At 45.8% G+C, this 14004-nt stretch carries 12 protein-coding genes; 8 read left to right on the top strand and 4 right to left on the bottom strand.

Annotated features, from left to right (window positions below; all coding sequences use genetic code 11):
* Positions 1-170 precede the first annotated feature (170 nt).
* Positions 171-1061 carry a transcriptional activator NhaR gene (nhaR, locus tag VCHENC03_RS02720; protein ID WP_009707695.1) on the top strand — a complete coding sequence of 297 codons (891 nt, stop codon included), beginning with the start codon at positions 171-173 and terminating at the stop codon, positions 1059-1061.
* A 126-nt stretch (positions 1062-1187) separates the two neighbouring features.
* The gene (locus VCHENC03_RS02725) at positions 1188-1490 is read left to right on the top strand and encodes an ArsR/SmtB family transcription factor (RefSeq protein WP_005440568.1); all 303 of its coding nucleotides are present in this window, start codon (positions 1188-1190) and stop codon (positions 1488-1490) included.
* Between the two features lie 130 nt (positions 1491-1620).
* On the opposite strand, the gene rpsT is transcribed toward VCHENC03_RS02725, so the two are convergent.
* Positions 1621-1881 (bottom strand): 30S ribosomal protein S20, encoded by a 261-nt coding sequence (rpsT, locus tag VCHENC03_RS02730; RefSeq protein ID WP_005440571.1) that lies wholly within the window; start codon positions 1879-1881, stop codon positions 1621-1623.
* A 294-nt stretch (positions 1882-2175) separates the two neighbouring features.
* Here rpsT and murJ point away from each other — a divergent pair, with 294 nt between their 5' ends.
* The 6 genes from murJ to ispH all read left to right on the top strand — a co-directional run bounded on the left by murJ (position 2176) and on the right by ispH (position 9799).
* Positions 2176-3738, top strand: a complete 1563-nt coding sequence (gene murJ, locus VCHENC03_RS02735; RefSeq protein ID WP_009707694.1) for a murein biosynthesis integral membrane protein MurJ — start codon at positions 2176-2178, stop codon at positions 3736-3738.
* 70 nt (positions 3739-3808) lie between these two features.
* Positions 3809-4744 (top strand): bifunctional riboflavin kinase/FAD synthetase, encoded by a 936-nt coding sequence (gene ribF, locus VCHENC03_RS02740; RefSeq protein ID WP_009707693.1) that lies wholly within the window; start codon positions 3809-3811, stop codon positions 4742-4744.
* A gap of 64 nt (positions 4745-4808) precedes the next feature.
* Entirely contained in the window at positions 4809-7637 is a 2829-nt protein-coding gene (gene ileS / locus VCHENC03_RS02745; RefSeq protein ID WP_009707692.1) for an isoleucine--tRNA ligase, read from the top strand.
* Between the two features lie 73 nt (positions 7638-7710).
* Positions 7711-8217, top strand: a complete 507-nt coding sequence (gene lspA, locus VCHENC03_RS02750) for a signal peptidase II (RefSeq protein WP_005440576.1) — start codon at positions 7711-7713, stop codon at positions 8215-8217.
* A 160-nt stretch (positions 8218-8377) separates the two neighbouring features.
* Positions 8378-8809 carry an FKBP-type peptidyl-prolyl cis-trans isomerase gene (fkpB, locus tag VCHENC03_RS02755; protein ID WP_009707691.1) on the top strand — a complete coding sequence of 144 codons (432 nt, stop codon included), beginning with the start codon at positions 8378-8380 and terminating at the stop codon, positions 8807-8809.
* Between the two features lie 24 nt (positions 8810-8833).
* Positions 8834-9799 carry a 4-hydroxy-3-methylbut-2-enyl diphosphate reductase gene (ispH, locus tag VCHENC03_RS02760; protein WP_005440578.1) on the top strand — a complete coding sequence of 322 codons (966 nt, stop codon included), beginning with the start codon at positions 8834-8836 and terminating at the stop codon, positions 9797-9799.
* Positions 9800-9880: 81 nt separating this feature from the next.
* Here ispH and btsR read toward each other — a convergent pair whose 3' ends face one another.
* The 3 genes from btsR to VCHENC03_RS02775 all read right to left on the bottom strand — a co-directional run bounded on the left by btsR (position 9881) and on the right by VCHENC03_RS02775 (position 13935).
* Positions 9881-10609, bottom strand: coding sequence for a two-component system response regulator BtsR (btsR, locus tag VCHENC03_RS02765; RefSeq protein WP_009707689.1), 729 nt, complete (start codon positions 10607-10609; stop codon positions 9881-9883).
* 31 nt (positions 10610-10640) lie between these two features.
* A complete protein-coding gene (locus VCHENC03_RS02770) occupies positions 10641-12311 on the bottom strand; it encodes a sensor histidine kinase (protein ID WP_005440583.1) in 1671 nt (556 codons plus the stop codon).
* 139 nt (positions 12312-12450) lie between these two features.
* Entirely contained in the window at positions 12451-13935 is a 1485-nt protein-coding gene (locus VCHENC03_RS02775) for a carbon starvation CstA family protein (RefSeq protein WP_005440585.1), read from the bottom strand.
* Positions 13936-14004: the final 69 nt, after the last annotated feature.

Below are 14004 nucleotides of genomic sequence, written 5' to 3'. Positions count from 1 at the left end.
TTAAGAGAAGATTAAAAAAGTGCGTTTGGCTTCAAGTTTTATGACAGTGTGAAACTGATATATTCGGTAAAACTCTTTTAATTCGAGTTTTATGTAGGTTTTGTCGAACTTATTGTTTGTCGTTGTCACATTTGATATAAAAAGTGTCATCTTCTTTATAGGGCTTGGCTATGTCACATTTAAATTACAATCACCTTTATTACTTCTGGATGGTGTGCAAACAAGGGTCAGTAACAAAAGCAGCAGATGCATTATTTCTCACGCCGCAAACTGTTACAGGGCAAATTAAAGCACTTGAAGACCGTATGAAGGGGAAGTTGACCAAGCGAAACGGGCGAACGGTTGAGCCAACAGAGCTTGGACAATTGGTATTTAAATATGCGGATCGTATGTTTGGTTTGAGCTACGAGATGCTTGATATCGTCAACTATAGCCAGCATTCCAATATCCTATTTGAAGTCGGTGTCGCCGATGCATTGTCAAAGCGACTCGTTAGCAAAGTATTAATGACGACAGTTCCAGAAGATAACAGCATTCACTTACGCTGTTACGAGTCGACGCACGAGCTACTACTAGAACGTTTGTCGCAACATAAGCTCGACATGATACTTTCCGATTGCCCGGTAGATTCGACACAAAGCCCTGGCTTGTACAGTAAAAAGCTTGGCGAAAGCAGTATGAGCTTTTTTGCTTCCTCTGAAATCGCCGATGTGAAGTTCCCTGAAATCCTTGAAAAGAAAAAACTACTCATTCCTGCTAGCCGAACCGCAATGGGACGTAAAGTTCTTCAATGGTTTGATCGCCAAGGATTGCAACCTGATGTTCTCGGTGAGTTTGATGACGTAGCGCTAATGAAAGCTTTTGCTCGTTACCGTGATGATGTGATTTTCTTGGCACCGACGGTTTATATGTCGGAGATTGAAGATGACCGTAATTTGCAGCTGATCGGTCATGTAGACGACCTTAAAGAAGAGTATTACGTCATCTTTGCTGAGCGAATGATCCAACACCCAGCAGTAAAGAACGTTTGCGATGCAGATTTTAGCCAAATGTTTGAATGAACACGTTCCGTTGCGCAAATAAATAGATTACTATCGACAAAATTATAACTCGAAATTATAAAATCTTTGTAACACAACAAACTGGCCAGGGTTGGGGAAAGTAAGTTGTAGCTAGAGGTCCTGCAGATGAATCTACAAGAAATGGAGAAAAACTCCGCTAAAGCTGTCGTGTTGCTCAAAGCAATGGCAAATGAGAGACGCCTACAAATCCTGTGCATGCTGCATAACCAAGAGCTTTCGGTTGGAGAACTTTGCGCAAAACTAGAGTTGAGCCAGTCGGCATTGTCTCAACACTTAGCTTGGCTTCGACGCGATGAATTGGTTGCGACACGAAAAGAAGCACAAACGGTGTACTACACATTAAAGAGTGATGAAGTGAAGGCATTAATTCAAACACTTCATGGTCTTTATTGTGCAGAAGCCATGTGATGACAGGTCACATACAAGAAAAGCTGGCATTGCCAGCTTTTTTATTGTCTTGAATTCGAGCTACACGAATTTTAGATATAAAAAAACCGGCAAGAGCCGGTTTTTTCTTCACTGTAAAATCAAGTTTCTATTAAAGAGCTTTGATTTGTGCAGCGAAACGAGACTTATGACGTGCTGCTTTGTTCTTATGAACAAGGCCTTTAGTCGCCATACGGTCTAGGATAGGTGTAACTGCAGCGAATGCAGCAGTTGCAGCTTCTTTGTCGCCTGCTTCGATAGCAGCAACAGTTTTCTTCATGTAAGTACGCATCATTGAGCGACGGCTAGCATTGTGCTGACGACGTTTCTCAGCTTGGATAGCGCGCTTCTTAGCAGATTTACTATTTGCCAAGGGTCTAACTCCCAAAAACTTATTTCTATGACAATTTAAGGGCGAGGACTATCCCTCATTTGCGCCTAAATGTCAAATGATTTGTGCAAAAACCAATCGAAACCAAAACAAATTTTGGTAACAAAGGTCATCGCGGTTAAGATGGCGGGGATTCTAACAGCATTTTTAGACCATTGCTAATAATTATCCGCCTAGATCTAACAATAAACGGATATATTTTTAACGCCCATTTGTAGCTTTCAAAGGCTTAGAGGAATAGGGTTGGCTATCTTTTGGTGATATTCCGAGGTTACAGTGAGTAAACGACTGCTCAAGTCTGGCATGATCGTCAGTGCCATGACATTAATTTCGCGCGTCCTAGGTTTAGTTCGTGATGTGGTAGTAGCAAACTTGATGGGTGCAGGCGCGAGTGCCGACGTCTTCTTCTTTGCCAATAAAATCCCTAACTTTTTACGCCGTCTGTTTGCTGAAGGCGCGTTTTCTCAAGCTTTTGTGCCAGTACTAACCGAAAGTCACGCACAAGGGGATATGGATAAAACCCGTGAGTTGATTGCTCGTGCGGCCGGTACGCTAGGCGTGATTGTTTCTATTGTTACCATACTCGGGGTTTTGGGGTCCGGTGTAGTGACCGCGCTGTTTGGTTTTGGTTGGTTCCTAGACTGGATGCATGGCGGCCCGGCAGCTGAGAAGTTCGAACTTGCTAGCGTCATGCTCAAGATTACCTTTCCTTATTTATGGTTCATCACTTTTGTTGCGCTTTCTGGTGCGATCCTCAATACCTTAGGTAAGTTTGCGGTCTCTTCTTTTACGCCTGTCTTCCTCAACGTGATGATCATTTTGGCGGCATGGTTTATTTCGCCTCAGATGTCGCAACCAGAAATCGGTCTTGCGATTGGTGTATTGCTAGGTGGCCTTGTTCAGTTTCTATTCCAGATTCCCTTCCTTATTAAAGCGGGAGTGATGGTTAAGCCTAAATGGGGCTGGCGCGATCCGGGTGTGGTGAAGATCCGTACCCTAATGATTCCTGCTCTGTTTGGTGTGTCGGTAAGCCAAATCAACTTACTGTTTGATACCTTTATTGCCAGTTTCCTACAAACCGGTTCGATCAGTTGGTTGTACTATTCCGATCGCTTATTGGAATTCCCATTAGGTCTGTTTGGTATCGCGATTGCCACGGTGATTCTTCCTGCACTATCACGTAAACACGTAGACGCACACAGTGAAGGTTTCGCACACACCATGGATTGGGGCGTACGTATGGTTACCTTACTAGGTATTCCTGCAATGCTTGGTTTGATGGTACTAGCGAAGCCAATGTTGATGGTGCTATTCATGCGCGGTGAGTTTTCTCCGCAAGACGTACATCAAGCCTCTCTCTCTTTATTGGCGTATGCATCAGGTCTGCTTAACTTCATGCTGATTAAAGTGCTTGCGCCAGGTTACTACTCGCGTCAAGACACCAAAACCCCAGTGAAGTACGGCATCATTGCAATGGTGACGAATATGGTCTTCAACGCGATCTTTGCATACTTCTACGGTTACGTTGGTCTTGCTATTGCGACGGCGCTTTCTGCTTTTGTAAACATGGCGCTGCTATACCGCGGCTTGCACATTGCCGGTGTGTACCAAATCACTAAGCGAACTGTCTTCTTTATTATACGTTTGGTGATAGCTGGTGCAGCGATGGTTGCGGCTATCCTATGGCAACTTGAAGACATGTCTGTGTGGTTGGATTGGAGCTTTGCTCACCGTAGTGGCGTGCTAGGAATGTTGATTGGACTTGGTGCTGTCGTTTACCTAGCCGTTGTGTTTTTACTCGGCGTACGTTTAAAAGACCTAAAAGCTGGGACAGAATAAGGTTGATTGGTATATAATCCGTCAGTTTCACACAGTGCAAAGTAAAAACAGAGGCATAAAGCAGTATCCAATGGAACTGATCAGAGGCATTCACAATATCAAGTCGCGCCATCATGGTTGCGTGCTGACTATTGGCAATTTCGATGGCGTACATAGAGGCCATCAACAAGTATTGCAGCAAGTGTCTGAGCAAGCGGAGAAACTTTCGTTGCCTTCGGTTGTGATGACCTTTGAACCTCAGCCTATGGAGCTGTTTGCTCGAGATAAGGCACCTGCGAGGTTAACGCGACTGCGTGATAAATTTGTTCAGCTGAGTAAGCTCGACATTGATCGCTTGCTTTGCGTTAACTTCAATCGTCATTTTGCTGACCTAACGGCGGAAGAGTTTATCCGTGACTTGTTGGTTGGCCGATTGGGTGTTAAGTTTCTTGTCATTGGTGATGATTTCTGTTTCGGCAAAGGTCGAACAGGTAATTTTGCGATGTTACAAGAAGCAGGGGAAAAGTACGGCTTTGAAGTCGTAAGTACCCAAAGCTTTTGTTTACAGCAATTACGAGTGAGTAGCACTGCGATTCGCAAAGCACTGGCTCGTGATGATTTGCATTCCGCGCAGGAGATGCTGGGAAGAGATTACAGTATCAGCGGTCGTGTTTCACACGGAAGAAAGCTAGGTCGAACCATTGGGTTCCCAACGGCAAATATTCCGTTGAAGCGCTGTGTTTCTCCGGTTTCCGGAGTCTATGTTGTTCAAGCGCTTGGCTTAGGAGATAAGCCGATTGGTGGTGTCGCTAACATTGGTCAACGACCAACAGTAAATGGTGTTCGCCAACAGTTAGAAGTACACTTATTCGACTTTCATGCTGATTTATATGGTAAACAGCTAGAAGTGAAACTTTTGCACAAACTTAGAGACGAGCAAAAGTTTGAGTCGTTTGAAGCACTTAAACTGCAAATCGTATTGGATGCTGAAGCAGCAAGGGTGTGGCTGCGTCAGCTTAAGCGTTGAGCGGTTTATTCCACCGTTCAACATAATGTCTAATTTTCGCCCAATATAACGGAATTAAGAATCGATGAGTGAGTATAAAGATACCCTGAACTTACCTGAAACAGGGTTTCCAATGCGCGGCAACCTGGCTAATCGTGAGCCAGAAATGCTTAAGCGTTGGTACAAAGAAGATCTTTACGGTGAAATCCGTAAAGCTAAAAAAGGCAAAAAGTCATTCGTACTGCACGATGGCCCTCCTTATGCGAACGGTGACATTCACATTGGTCACGCACTAAACAAGATTCTTAAAGACATTATTATTAAATCCAAAACACTTTCAGGTTTTGACGCACCTTACATCCCAGGCTGGGACTGCCACGGTCTACCAATCGAATTGATGGTAGAGAAGAAAGTCGGCAAACCAGGTCAAAAAGTGACAGCAGCCGAGTTCCGCGAGAAATGTCGTGAGTACGCTGCGGGTCAGGTTGAAGGTCAAAAAGAGAGCTTCAAGCGTCTTGGCATCATGGGTGAGTGGGACAAGCCATACCGCACTATGGATTTCGCAACTGAAGCGAACATCATCCGTGCACTTGGTAAGATCGCAAGCAAAGGTCACCTACTGAAAGGTTTTAAACCAGTTCACTGGTGTACAGACTGTGGTTCAGCTCTTGCTGAAGCAGAAGTTGAGTACAAAGATAAAGTATCGCCATCTATCGACGTTCGTTTTAAAGCGGCTGACGAAGCGGCACTATTGTCTAAGTTTGAACTGACAGAAGGTCATGAAGGTCACGGTGACGTATCTATCGTTATCTGGACAACAACACCTTGGACACTGCCAGCAAACCGCGCAGTATGTCTACGTGATGATCTAGAGTACGTACTTATCCAAACAGAAGGCGACAACGCTGAGCGTATCATCGTTGCTGCTGAGCTGGCGAAAGACGTAATGGACCGTGCTGGTATCGAGCACTTCCACAACCTTGGCTTTGCTAAAGGCGCGGATCTTGAGCTTTCTCAATTCCAACACCCATTCTACGATTTCACTGTACCGGCGATCCTTGGTGATCACGTTACAACTGATTCAGGTACTGGTGTTGTTCACACTGCACCTGGTCACGGTCAAGAAGACTTCGCGGTTGGTAATAAGTACAACCTAGAAGTAGCAAACCCAGTTGGTTCAAACGGTGTTTACCTACCAGATACAGAGCTATTTGCTGGTCAGCACGTATTTAAAGCGAACGATGCGGTAGTAGAAGTACTGAAAGAAAAAGGTGCACTACTACACCACCACGCTTACGAGCACAGCTACCCACACTGTTGGCGTCATAAGACTCCAATCATCTTCCGTGCTACGCCTCAATGGTTCGTTTCTATGGACCAAGCTGGCCTACGTGCTAAAGCACTAGAGTCAATCAAAAACGTAGAGTGGATGCCTGAGTGGGGTCAAAGCCGTATCGAAGGCATGATCGAAGGTCGCCCTGAGTGGTGTATCTCTCGTCAACGTACTTGGGGTGTGCCAATTGCTCTGTTTGTTCATAAAGAAACAGCAGAACTTCATCCAAACACGCTAGAGCTGATCGAGAAAGTCGCTAAGCTAGTTGAAGAGAAAGGCATCCAAGCATGGTGGGATGTCGATGCAGCTGAACTACTAGGTGCTGACGCTGACCAATACGAAAAAGTACTAGATACGCTAGACGTATGGTTCGATTCAGGTGTGACTCACTTCTCTGTTGTTGATGCTCGTGAAGAGTACAACGGCAACAGTGCAGATCTATACCTAGAAGGTTCTGACCAACACCGTGGTTGGTTCCAGTCTTCTCTAATTTCATCTATTGCGATGAAAGACGAAGCGCCTTACAAACAAGTACTGACACACGGTTTCGTGGTTGACGGTCACGGTCGTAAGATGTCGAAATCTATCGGTAACGTGGTTGCGCCAAAAGACGTAACTAACAAGCTAGGTGCTGACATTCTTCGTCTATGGGTTGCTTCAACAGACTACACTGGTGAAGTTGCGGTTTCTGATGAAATCCTAAAACGCAGCGCAGATGCGTACCGTCGTATCCGTAACACAGCGCGTTTCTTCCTTGCTAACCTAAGCGGCTTCAACCCTGAAACAGACATCGTTCCTGTTGAAGAGATGGTTGCGCTAGATCGCTGGGCGGTTGGTCGTGCACTAGCAGCACAAGAAGAGATCGTTAAAGCATACGAAGAGTACAACACACACGGTGTAACTCAGCGTCTAATGCAATTCTGTTCAATCGAAATGGGCTCTTTCTACCTAGACGTAATTAAAGACCGTCAGTACACAGCGAAACGTGGCGGCAATGCTCAACGTAGCTGTCAGACAGCACTTTACTACATCGTAGAAGCGCTAGTTCGTTGGATGGCACCAATCATGTCGTTCACTGCAGATGAAATCTGGAACGAAATGCCAGGTCAACGCGACAAGTTCGTATTCACTGGTGAGTGGTTCGACGGCCTATTCGGTCTTGCTGAAGGTGAAGAGCTGAACAACGAATTCTGGACTGAGATCCAAGCGGTTCGTGGTGCAGTAAACAAACTTCTAGAAGATGCGCGTAAAGAGAAAACCATCGGTGGTGCACTACAAGCTGAAGTGACTCTATTTGCTGATGACGCACTAGCGGCGAAGATCAACAAGCTTGAAGATGAACTGCGCTTTGTTCTACTAACATCTGCTGCGAAAGTTAAGCCTCTAGGTGAGAAGACGGATGCAGCACAAGCGACAGATATCGAAGGCTTGTTTGTTGAAGTAGCAGCAGCTGAAGGCGAGAAGTGTGACCGTTGTTGGCACCACACGCCAGACGTAGGCACAATCGAAGGTCACGAGAAGATCTGTGGTCGTTGTGTGTCTAACGTAGACGGCGAAGGTGAAGTACGTAAATTCGCGTAATTGCCTAGAACGACTGAACTTTTTTTAAAATTAACAGCCCCAGTATTTACTGGGGCTGTTTGTAGGTAAAGTAATGAGTGAAAAAGCACTGACGTTAAAGCAATCTGGAGTTCGCTGGCTTTGGTTAGCAATTCTGGTATTTATTGCAGATATTGGCATCAAATTGGTGGTGATGGACAACATGGGCTACGGATGGGCAAACCGAATTGAGGTGCTGCCATTCTTCAACCTACTTTATGTTCATAACTACGGTGCAGCATTCAGCTTCTTGAGCGATCAAGCAGGTTGGCAGCGCTGGTTGTTCACAGGTATCGCGTTTGTTGTGACAGGTCTTTTGACCTACTGGATGAGCAAGCTTCCAGCCAAAGAAAAATGGAACAACATCGCTTACGCACTGATTATTGGTGGTGCAGTGGGCAACGTGTTTGACCGTGTTGTTCATGGCTTTGTTGTTGATTACCTAGACTTCTTCTGGGGTAATTACCACTGGCCAGCATTCAACCTCGCAGATACAACTATCTGTATTGGTGCAGCAATGATCATTCTTGATGGCTTCCGCAAAAAGGACGCTGACAAGTAATCTTTTGCGATATATCGAATAACCCTAAGCGTCGTCCGTTGATTCGGACGACGCTTTTTATTATGTTGGAGCCCAATCCGCGCATCTTCGTACAATAAAAAGCAATCACAGTACGTGATCAGATAGAGCGCAGGAAACCCAAGAACAAGGAAGCAGTAACGTGACAACAATAAATCAAGATTCAGCAGTAACGCTGCACTTCACCATCAAAATGCAAGATGGCTCTGTAGCGGACAGCACACATAATATGGGCAAGCCTGCTAAGTTCATTATGGGCGATGGCAGCTTGAGTGAGAACTTTGAGCAATGCCTACTAGGCTTACAAGTAGGCGAACAAAAGGCAATTGAACTAAAAGCGGCGGACGCTTTTGGCATGCCAAACCCAGACCATATCCACCATATGGACCGCACTAAATTTGTTGGCGAAGCGGAAGTTGAAGTCGGCACAATCATGGCATTCAGCGGTCCTGATGGAATGGAAATCCCGGGCATCATTACTGAGATTGCTGGCGACTCAGTAACTGTGGACTTCAACCATCCACTCGCGGGACAAGACGTGACTTTCGAAGTCGAAATTTTGTCAGTAGAATAGCGAACCAAATAAAAGATAACTTCCATGAGCAATGAAATGAAAATCCTGTTAGCTAACCCACGTGGTTTCTGTGCTGGTGTTGACCGCGCGATTAGCATCGTAGAGCGTGCGCTAGAGATGTACCAGCCACCTATCTATGTTCGACATGAAGTGGTGCATAACCGTTTTGTGGTTGAAGGTCTAAAACAGCGTGGTGCTATCTTCGTTGAAGAACTGCACGAAGTGCCAGACAACAACATTGTGATTTTCTCCGCTCATGGTGTATCTCAAGCTGTTCGTCAAGAAGCGAAGTCTCGTGACCTAACGGTATTCGATGCGACCTGTCCGCTGGTAACCAAAGTACATATGGAAGTGGCACGTGCAAGTCGTCGCAATATGGAAGTGGTACTGATTGGTCACGCTGGTCACCCAGAAGTGGAAGGCACGATGGGTCAGTATTCAAGTGATACAGGCGGTATGTACCTTGTGGAAACGCCAGCCGATGTTGAGAAGCTAAAAGCGATCGTGAAAGATCCATCGGATCTGCACTACGTGAGCCAAACGACACTGTCTGTTGATGAAACCGCTGACGTAATTGAAGAGCTACGCCGTGTATTCCCAGACATTCAAGGTCCACGTAAAGACGACATCTGCTACGCGACGCAAAATCGTCAAGATGCGGTACGCGAGCTTTCTGCCGATGTTGATGTGATGGTTGTTGTGGGTTCTAAAAACTCATCGAACTCAACACGTTTAAAAGAACTGGCTGAAAAGCTAGGCACACCAGGTTACCTAACAGACTGCCCAGAAGACATCATGCCTGAGTGGTTTGAGGGTAAAGTAAAAGTTGGCGTGACGGCGGGGGCATCTGCACCAGAAGAGTTGGTGAACCAAATCTTAGATCGCATCAAAGAGTTGGTTGGCGCAGAAGCGGTTGATGAAGTGCTTGGCCGTGAAGAGAACATGTTCTTCGAAGTACCAAAAGAACTGCAAATCAAGCAGGTCGATTAAGACGAATCAAACACCAAAAAGGCGACCACAAGGTCGCCTTTTTTATTGGGAATTTCTACACGATTTCGCCAGAATTTGCGCTTAGTGACTGATACCTAGCAGCTCTTTGAGCACCTTTAGGTAACGACGGCTCACCGGGATCTCAAAACCTGTTTTGGTAATGATTTCGGCCAATCCGTTTTCTAATAGCTTGATCTCGCTGATGGCTTTGATGCTAACCAGATACTGTCGATGACAACGTACCAATGGGGTTTTCTCTTCCAAGGTTTTTAGCGTGAGCTGTGTGCTCGCCGTTTGGCTGGTGGAACGTACATGTACTCCACTGATGTCACTGTAAGCGCACTCAACCGTTTCGGTTGCCATGATCACAATGCGGTTGTGTCCAATGCAAGGAATCTGGTCTAGGCACTCTGGGGCGATGGCAGACAGTTGCTGAGTGAGCGCGGATTGACTCATGACTTTATTAAGGCGTTTTACTGTTTTCGTCAAACGACATGGATCGACGGGTTTCAGTAGGTAATCAAACGCATTGTCCTCGAAAGCTTGAATCGCATATTGATCGTAAGCGGTCACAAATACCACGTAGGGCATGGTCTCTGGATCTAACATGCCCAGAAGCTCGATGCCCGTCACCTGAGGCATTTGGATATCTAGGAACACCACATCCGGTTTCAGCTCATTGATTTTCTTAAGCCCCATAATGGCGTTTGACGCATCGCCAATCACTTCTATGTGACCCGTTTCAGCCAATAGTTCTGCCAGCTCTTCACGGGCAAACTGTTCATCATCAATGACGAGAGCGGTTAACATCCAAAATTACCTTTATGCGTTTTAACTGTGCTTATCGCGAGTGGGGAATGATAAAACTCATTTTAGTAAATTGGTGCTGCTGATAGGTAATTTTTAGCGCTGAATCACGCCCAAATTGATTCGATAAGCGCTTGTCGACAATTTCCATGCCTAAACCAGAATGATTCTCTTTTGGCGGCTGGTAGCTTCCTGCGTTGTCCTCAACGGTTATCAGTGCGCCTTGCGGGTGTGTTTGGCTGTAAATCTTTACCTTGCCACCTTCTAGCATATTGGAAATACCATGTTTGATGGCATTCTCAACTAAAGGCTGGAGAGTAAAGCTCGGTAGCTTGATATCGAGCAATTCTGGTTCAATGTCGATCTCGACTTCCAATCGATCAGTAAAACGCGCTTTCTCAATAGAAAGGTAAGAATCCACATGTGCTAACTCTTCTTTCAGCGTCACCGTATTGATGTTCTGTTTTAAGTTACTACGGAAGAAGTGCGACAAGTTTTGGATCAGTTCTCGTGCTTTATCAGGGTTACGACGAGTAATGGCACTGATGGTATTAAGTGCATTGAACAAAAAGTGTGGGTTCACTTGAGCGTGCAGCAGTTTGATTTCTGCCTGAGCTAATAGAGTTTGTTGCTGCTGATAATCGCCATACAAGATTTGGCTGGAAAGAAGCTGAGCGATGCCTTCCGCCATTGACATGTTCGCAGTAGAGAACAGCTTGCGTTTTGGCTCATAGAGTTTGATGGTTCCCACTACCTCCTTCCCTGCGCGCAAAGGAATGATCAGCGCAGAGCCCAACTTACAATCTTTCGCTAATGAGCATTGGTAAGGGCGCTCACTGCCATCGAGGTAGATAATGTCATTCTTCTCCATTGAATCGAGTGTGCTTTGCGATGAGATCGGAGTATTTGGCCTATGGTGATCATCACCGATGCCAACGAAAGCCAGAATCTTCTCTTGGTCAGTAATGGCGACCGCGCCTACTTTGGTTTCTTCATAAATGATTCGGGCAATCTTATCGGCGTTCTCGCTGTTAAAGCCGGTGCTGAGAATACCAACTGAGCGGTCGGCAATGCTTAATGCTCGGCGTGAAAAGGTCGCTGAGTACTTTTCAAAAATGGTTTTACGATCTTGCAGGATACTCATAAACAGAGCGGCACCAACGGAGTTCGCGATGATCATTGGGGCTGCAATCGCTGAAACGAGTTCATAGGCCTGGTCGAATGGTTTGGCAACGGCAAGCAACAGAATCATCTGTACGATCTCTGCTACGAAGGTCACGCTGAACACCACGCTTGGATTAAACAGCATTGCGCCTTTGTTGCGTTTAATCAGGTAAACATGCAATAAACCGCCAATTAAGCCTTCTGCTGTGGTCGATATAGCACAGGCTAAGTCTGTAAAACCCCCTAAGGTGTAGCGATGGATGCCGCCAGTAAAGCCAACCGCAAAGCCGACAACAGGCCCGCCAAATAATCCGCCCATTACCGCACCAATAGCACGAGTGTTGGCGATGGCGTCGTTAATCTGTAAGCCGAAGTAGGTGCCTAGGATACAAAAGCCAGAAAAGAGCACATAACAAATGAGCCGATGGCTGAGGCGTGAAGAGATGCTCAGCAGGGGCAGAATGATCGGCGTTTTACTCAGCATGTAAGCCAGCACTAAGTAAACACACATTTGTTGTAGAAGGGAGATGACCAGTTCCATAACGAACCTAACCTAAAAATGATGTTTTTATTGTAAGTGAATTAAATCTTCGAAGAGAAACAAAAAGAGCCTGCGAAGGGCAGGCTCTTGGTTTTATCCAGATATCGATAATGAATCGGTTAGCAAGCGAAGGTATTCATTATGCGGTTTCTGAGGCTGCTTGTGGCTTCTCGTCATCTGCTAGCTCAGTCTCACCTTTGCCTTTAGAAATCTTGATAACGTAAGCCGTTACCGCTAGTGAGAACACAATACCTACGATGGTTGAGATTTGCATTGGCAGACCAAAACCTAGCGTGCTGTTGTTTAGAATGAAAGTTACACACACGGTTGTCATGAATACTGCTGGGATAGTCGTAATCCAATGCAGTTTGTTGTGACGTAGTAGGTAAGCCGATGCAGTCCAAAGCATCATTACTGCTGTTGTTTGGTTTGCGAAGCCGAAGTAGCGCCAGATGATACCGAAGTCTACTTGAGTCAGAATGCCACCGATAACGAACAATGGTAGAGCCATTAGAAGACGGTTACGCAGTGTTTTCTGTTCCATACCGAAGTACTCAGCAAGAATCAGGCGGCTTGAGCGGAATGCTGTGTCACCTGATGTGATTGGCAGAATAACAACACCAAGGAAAGCAATCACACCACCGAATACACCCAGTAGACCGAATGAAGCGCTGTATACCACGTTACCAGGACCACCGTTTTTCACTGCTTCTGCAAGACCATCAAGCGTACCGAAGAAAGACAGAGCGATAGCACACCAGATTAGCGCGATAACGCCTTCACCAATCATTGCACCGTAGAATACGAAGCGACCGTTCTTCTCATTCTCCATACAACGCGCCATCAGTGGAGACTGAGTTGCGTGGAAGCCAGAGATAGCACCACATGCGATAGTGATAAATAGTGCAGGCCATAGAGGCATATCGTTCGGGTTTAAGTTAGTTAGCATGTCGCTTACTTGGAAGTCACCCATCACAGTGTGTTCGCTAGAGAAAGCAATAGCAGTCATTAGGCCTACAGACATGAAGATCAGTAGCGCACCAAACAATGGGTAGAAACGACCAATGATTTTGTCTACAGGAACAATTGTCGCGATGATGTAGTAAGCGAAAATCAGCACAACCATGGTTGTCATGCTTACGCTAAAGCTAGTTTGGTCGTTGATTAGGTTTGTGATCATGCCTGCTGGCGCTGATACGAATACCACACCAACAAGAAGCAATAGGACAATGGCAAAGATGTTCATAAAGTGTTTTGCGCCATTACCTAGGTAGCGACCCGTAATCGTTGGTACTGATGCACCGCCGTTACGAACAGAAAGCATGCCTGAGAAGTAATCGTGTACCGCACCTGCGAAGATACAGCCGACAACAATCCAAAGCATTGCAGCAGGACCGTATAGGGCACCCATGATTGGGCCAAAGATAGGACCAACACCTGCGATGTTCAGAAGCTGAACAAGGTAAACACGCTTGGTTGACATTGGAACGTAGTCAACGCCGTCCGTTTTAGTATGAGCTGGCGTTTGACGATTCTCATTGATGCCGAAAATCTTCTCAACGAAAGCACCGTAGATGAAGTATCCGCCGATGAGGGCTGCGACACAGGTTAGAAACCACATCATAGCAATTGTCCTTGGTTTGTTAGGTAGGGTAATTTTTTAAGCTCAGGATGTATGGTATTCATCTCTTTT

This window comes from Vibrio sp. HENC-03, assembly GCF_000305755.2.
GTDB classification, from domain to species: Bacteria; Pseudomonadota; Gammaproteobacteria; order Enterobacterales; family Vibrionaceae; genus Vibrio; species Vibrio owensii.
This window is presented reverse-complemented; position numbering and strand designations above follow the sequence as displayed.

Excerpts from the sequence above, each read along its gene's own strand:
- nhaR (WP_009707695.1), top strand. The coding sequence starts at position 171 with ATGTCACATTTAAATTACAATCACCTTTATTACTTCTGGATGGTGTGC.
- VCHENC03_RS02725 (WP_005440568.1), top strand. The coding sequence starts at position 1,188 with ATGAATCTACAAGAAATGGAGAAAAACTCCGCTAAAGCTGTCGTGTTG.
- ribF (WP_009707693.1), top strand. The coding sequence starts at position 3,809 with ATGGAACTGATCAGAGGCATTCACAATATCAAGTCGCGCCATCATGGT.
- ileS (WP_009707692.1), top strand. The coding sequence starts at position 4,809 with ATGAGTGAGTATAAAGATACCCTGAACTTACCTGAAACAGGGTTTCCA.
- lspA (WP_005440576.1), top strand. The coding sequence starts at position 7,711 with ATGAGTGAAAAAGCACTGACGTTAAAGCAATCTGGAGTTCGCTGGCTT.
- ispH (WP_005440578.1), top strand. The coding sequence starts at position 8,834 with ATGAGCAATGAAATGAAAATCCTGTTAGCTAACCCACGTGGTTTCTGT.
- btsR (WP_009707689.1), bottom strand. The coding sequence starts at position 10,609 with ATGTTAACCGCTCTCGTCATTGATGATGAACAGTTTGCCCGTGAAGAG.
- VCHENC03_RS02770 (WP_005440583.1), bottom strand. The coding sequence starts at position 12,311 with ATGGAACTGGTCATCTCCCTTCTACAACAAATGTGTGTTTACTTAGTG.
- VCHENC03_RS02775 (WP_005440585.1), bottom strand. The coding sequence starts at position 13,935 with ATGATGTGGTTTCTAACCTGTGTCGCAGCCCTCATCGGCGGATACTTC.